This window comes from Roseomonas sp. TAS13, from assembly GCF_001950415.1.
Classification (GTDB): domain Bacteria; phylum Pseudomonadota; class Alphaproteobacteria; order Acetobacterales; family Acetobacteraceae; genus Roseomonas; species Roseomonas mucosa.
On the sequence record NZ_BDLP01000351.1, the window covers coordinates 1 to 4,554 of the forward strand.

At 70.8% G+C, this 4,554-nt stretch carries 4 protein-coding genes; all 4 read left to right on the forward strand.

Annotated features, from left to right (window positions below; all coding sequences use genetic code 11):
• Window positions 1–333: energy transducer TonB (locus ROTAS13_RS19900; RefSeq protein WP_139323453.1), on the forward strand; the 333-nt coding region annotated here is incomplete at its 5' end.
• A gap of 17 nt (window positions 334–350) precedes the next feature.
• The gene (locus ROTAS13_RS19905) at window positions 351–911 is read left to right on the forward strand and encodes a cob(I)yrinic acid a,c-diamide adenosyltransferase (RefSeq protein ID WP_019462686.1); all 561 of its coding nucleotides are present in this window, start codon (window positions 351–353) and stop codon (window positions 909–911) included.
• A 185-nt stretch (window positions 912–1,096) separates the two neighbouring features.
• Window positions 1,097–2,644 carry a glucan biosynthesis protein gene (locus tag ROTAS13_RS19910; protein ID WP_083755641.1) on the forward strand — a complete coding sequence of 516 codons (1,548 nt, stop codon included), beginning with the start codon at window positions 1,097–1,099 and terminating at the stop codon, window positions 2,642–2,644.
• The gene (gene mdoH / locus ROTAS13_RS19915; protein WP_083755640.1) at window positions 2,632–4,521 is read left to right on the forward strand and encodes a glucans biosynthesis glucosyltransferase MdoH; all 1,890 of its coding nucleotides are present in this window, start codon (window positions 2,632–2,634) and stop codon (window positions 4,519–4,521) included. The genes ROTAS13_RS19910 and mdoH overlap by 13 nt, the downstream gene beginning before the upstream one ends.
• The last annotated feature ends 33 nt before the right edge of the window (window positions 4,522–4,554 follow it).

Sequence of the window (4,554 nt, forward strand, 5' to 3'; positions counted from 1 at the left end):
TCCGTGGGCGGGTTGCGGCTCGGGGCCGGCAGCGGCGGCCTGCCGGGGGAGAGCCGGGGCCCGGCCATGCCCGCCGCCGGCTGCGCGGAGGCCATCGGCCTGCCACCGGCCGGGATCGGGCACCGCAACGCCGGCTTCGTCGGGCTGCGGCTGCGGCTTTCCGACAATGGCCGGGTGGTGGAGGCGAAGGTGGCCGTGAGCAGCGGCTTCCCCGCGCTGGACGACTGGGCCAGGACCCGGATCAAGCGCTGCCGCTTCACCCCCGCCCTGCGCGATGGCCGGCCGGTCTGGTCGAGCTACAACACCTCCGTCTATTTCGACGAAGCCCACTGACCCCCGGAGGAACCCTCATGGTGAAGCTCGACGTGATCACCACGCGCGGCGGCGATGGCGGGGAGACCTCGCTGGGCGACGGCACGCGGCTGCGCAAGGATGCCCCGCGGATCGCGGTGATCGGCACGGTGGACGAGCTGAACGCCTGCCTGGGCCTGATCCGCCTGCACACGGGCGGGCTGCCGGAGGCGGATGCCATGCTGGCGCGCCTGCAGAACGATCTCTTCGACCTGGGCGCCGACCTCGCCGTGCCCGGCGGCGATCCCGGGCGCCTGCGGATCAGCGACCGGCAATGCGCCCGGCTGGAGGCGGAGGTCGCGGCGATGAACGCGGCGATTCCGCCGCTGCGTTCCTTCATTCTGCCCGGCGGCACGCCCGGGGCGGCGCAGGCGCATCTGGCGCGCACCGTGGCGCGGCGGGCGGAGCGCGAGTTCGTGCAGCTTTCCGCGCGGGAGGCTTTGAATCCGGTGGCTTTGCGCTATCTGAACCGGATGTCCGATCACCTCTTCGTCATGGCGCGCCACCTGAACGAGAACGGGGCCCGCGATGTCCTGTGGATTCCAGGGCAGAACTATTAATCCAGAGCGCTCTTTCGTGATGCGTCACGAATTTGCCCAACCCTTGCCAAAACCGCGCGATCTAAGCCGTTAGCAACCTTTCCCGCCCAGCCCGCGCGCCCCGCGCGGGCGGTGGACCGGGCCCACCGTCCCATGCGAAGGGCGGAGGCCTGGACACGACGTTCCTGTCCCTTTCGGAGGTGCCGGTGCTCCGCCGCAACCTGCTCGCCACGATCCCCGCCGCCTTCGCCCTTGCCGGGGCGGCGCACGATGCAGCCGCCCAATCCTCGGCCCCTTCCGGCGGGGCCCAGCCATCCAATGCCCCGGTGCCCTTCGACGGCAACGCGGTGCGCGGCATGGCGCGCGACCTCGCCGCCAAGCCCTTCCGCGCGCCGGACAGCGACCTGCCGCGCGAGCTGGCGGACCTGACCTACGACAAGTACCGCGACATCCGCTTCAACCCGCAACGCGCCTGGTGGCGCGATGCGGGGCTGCCCTTCCAGATGCAGCTCTTCCACCGCGGCTTCCTCTACAAGCAACGGGTGGAGATGTACGAGGTCGCGGAGGGCAAGGCGCAGCGCATCCTCTACAGCCCGGACCTGTTCAGCTTCCAGGACCTGGAGCCGCCGAAGCCCGCCGATCTGGGCTTCGCCGGCTTCCGCCTGCATGCGCCGATCAACCGGCCGGACTATTTCGACGAGATCTGCGCCTTCCTCGGCGCCTCCTATTTCCGCGCCGTGGCCAAGGACCTGAAATACGGGCTCTCGGCGCGCGGCCTCGCGCTGAAGACGGCGGAACCCACGGGCGAGGAGTTCCCCTTCTTCCGCGCCTTCTGGGTGGAGCGTCCGCGCGCCGGGGTGAATTCCATCACCGTCTGGGCACTGCTCGACAGCCAGAGCGCCGCGGCCTCCTACCGCTTCACCATCCGCCCGGGCCAGGACACGGTCTTCGACACGGAGGCCACGGTCTTCCCGCGCGTGGACATCGCCGCCGCCGGCATCGCGCCGCTGACCAGCATGTTCTGGTTCGCCGCCAACGACCGGCTCGGCGTCGATGACTACCGTCCGGCCGTGCATGATTCCGACGGGCTGATGATGCTCTCCGGCCGGGGCGAGCAGATCTGGCGGCCGCTGCACAATCCGCGCGACCTGCAGGTGAGCTATTTCGGCGACGTGAACCCGCGCGGCTTCGGGCTGATGCAGCGCAAGCGCGCCTTCACCAACTTCGATGACCTGGAGGCGCGTTACGAGCGCCGGCCCAGCGCCTGGGTGGAGCCGATCGGCGACTGGGGCGAGGGCGCGGTGCAGCTCGTCGAGATCCCGACCAACTCCGAGATCCACGACAACATCGTCATGGCCTGGCGACCCAAGGAGCCGCTGAAGGCCAAGGGGGAATACGGCTTCGTCTATCGCCTGCACTGGCTGCCGCAATGGACGGGCCGGCCGGAGCTGGGGCGGGTGACGGACACCCGCGTCGGTGCCGGGATCAACAACCGGAACGCGCGGCTCTTCGTCATCGGCGTGGCGGGCGGCAGGCTGGATTCGCTGCCCGCCGATGCGAAGCCGGTGCTGGAGGTCACCTCCGACAAGGGCAAGATCCTCAATCCGGTGGCGCAGCCCAACGGCGAGACGGGGGGCTGGCGCCTCTCCTTCGAGCTGGAGCCGGGCAGCGAGACCCAGGCGGAGCTGCGCGCCGTGCTGCGCCTGGGCGACGAGCCCCTGACCGAAAGCTGGGTGTACCGATGGACGGCGTGACCACGGACACGCCGCGCCAGCCCCATCCCGCCGATGCCGGCTGGCATGCCCTGCCGCCCGAGGCGCCGCTCGCCATGCCGGTGCAGAACCTGCGCGGCCCCGCGCCGCCGGGTGGGCCGGCCACCCGCCCCTCCGCGCCCCGCTTCATGGGGCTGCGGCGGCTGCTGGTGATCGGCGGCGCCGTCGCGCTGACGGCACTGGGCGGGCGGGAGATGTACCTCGTGCTCGACCTCAGCCGCCCGACGACGTTGCAGGTGCTGCTCTTCCTGCTCTTCCTGGTGCTCTTCGCCTGGGTGGCGCTGAGCTTCACCTCCGCACTGGCAGGGTTCTTCCGCATGTTGGCGGGGCCGGAACGGCGGCTCGGCATCTCCGCGCGCGACCCGCTGCCGGAGCTGCGCGACCGCACGGCGCTGCTGATGCCCGTCTACAACGAGGCCCCGGCCCGGGTGATGGCGGCGCTCCAGGCCATGCACGAATCCCTGTCGGCGTTGGGCAGGGGCGAGAGCTTCGACATCTTCATCCTCAGCGACACCACCGATGCCGATGCCTGGGTGGCGGAGGAGGCGGCCTTCCTGGCGCTGCGCGCACGCACCGGGGACCACCGGCGCATCTTCTACCGCCGCCGCCCGAGGAACACGGAACGTAAGTCGGGCAACATCGCCGAATGGGTGACGCGCTTCGGCGCCGCCTATCCGCAGATGCTGATCCTCGACGCCGACAGCGTCATGGAGGGCGAGACGCTGGTGCGCCTCGCCGCCGCGATGGAGCGGCACGAGGATGTCGGGCTGATCCAGACCCTGCCGGTGATCGTCAACGGCCGCTCGCTCTTCGCGCGGATGCAGCAGTTCGCCGGGCGGGTCTATGGGCCGCTGATCGCCGAGGGCATCGCCTGGTGGCATGGCGCGGAGGGCAACTACTGGGGCCACAACGCCATGATCCGCACCCGCGCCTTCGCGGAACAGGCGGGCCTGCCGCACCTGAAGGGGCGCAAGCCCTTCGGCGGCCATATCATGAGCCACGACTTCGTGGAGGCGGCGCTGATGCGGCGCGGCGGCTGGGCGATCCACATGGTGCCCTCGCTGCGAGGCTCCTACGAGGAAAGCCCGCCCTCGCTCACCGACCTCGCCATCCGCGACCGCCGCTGGGCGCAGGGGAACCTGCAGCACGCGGCGGTGCTGCCGGCGCGCGGCCTGCACTGGATCAGCCGGCTGCATCTGCTGACCGGCATCGGCTCCTACATCACCGCGCCGCTCTGGTTCCTGTTCCTGTTGGTGGGCCTGCTGACCTCCCTCCAGGCGCGCTTCATCCGGCCGGAATACTTCCCCACCGGGCCCAGCCTGTTTCCCGACTGGCCGGTGGTCGATCCGGTGCGCGCCATGTGGGTCTTCATCGGCACGATGGGCCTGCTGCTGGTGCCGAAGCTGCTCGCCTGGATCGCACTGGCCTTCCGCCCGGCGGAGCGGCGGGGCTGTGGCGGCGCCATCCGTGCCTTCGTCAGCATGCTGGTGGAAACGGTGATCGCCGGGCTGATGGCGCCGGTCACCATGCTCACCCAGTCGGTGGACGTGGCCTCCATCCTGCTCGGCCGGGACAGCGGCTGGAACGCGCAGCAGCGCGAGGATGGCAGCCTGCCCTTTCGCGAGGTGCTGCGGCTCTACTGGCGGCATACGGTGTTCGGCCTGCTCTTCGGCGGGGCTGCCTGGCTGGTCTCGCCATATCTGGCGCTCTGGATGCTGCCGGTGATCCTCGGCCTCGCCCTGGCGGTGCCGCTGGCGGGCTGGACGGCGCGGCGCGGCGCGGGGGAGGCGCTGCGCCGGCTGGGGCTGCTGCTGATCCCCGAGGAGCGTCAGGTCCCCGCCGTGCTGGCTGTCTCTTGATCACATCTACGCACAGCTCCACCGTAAGGCGAA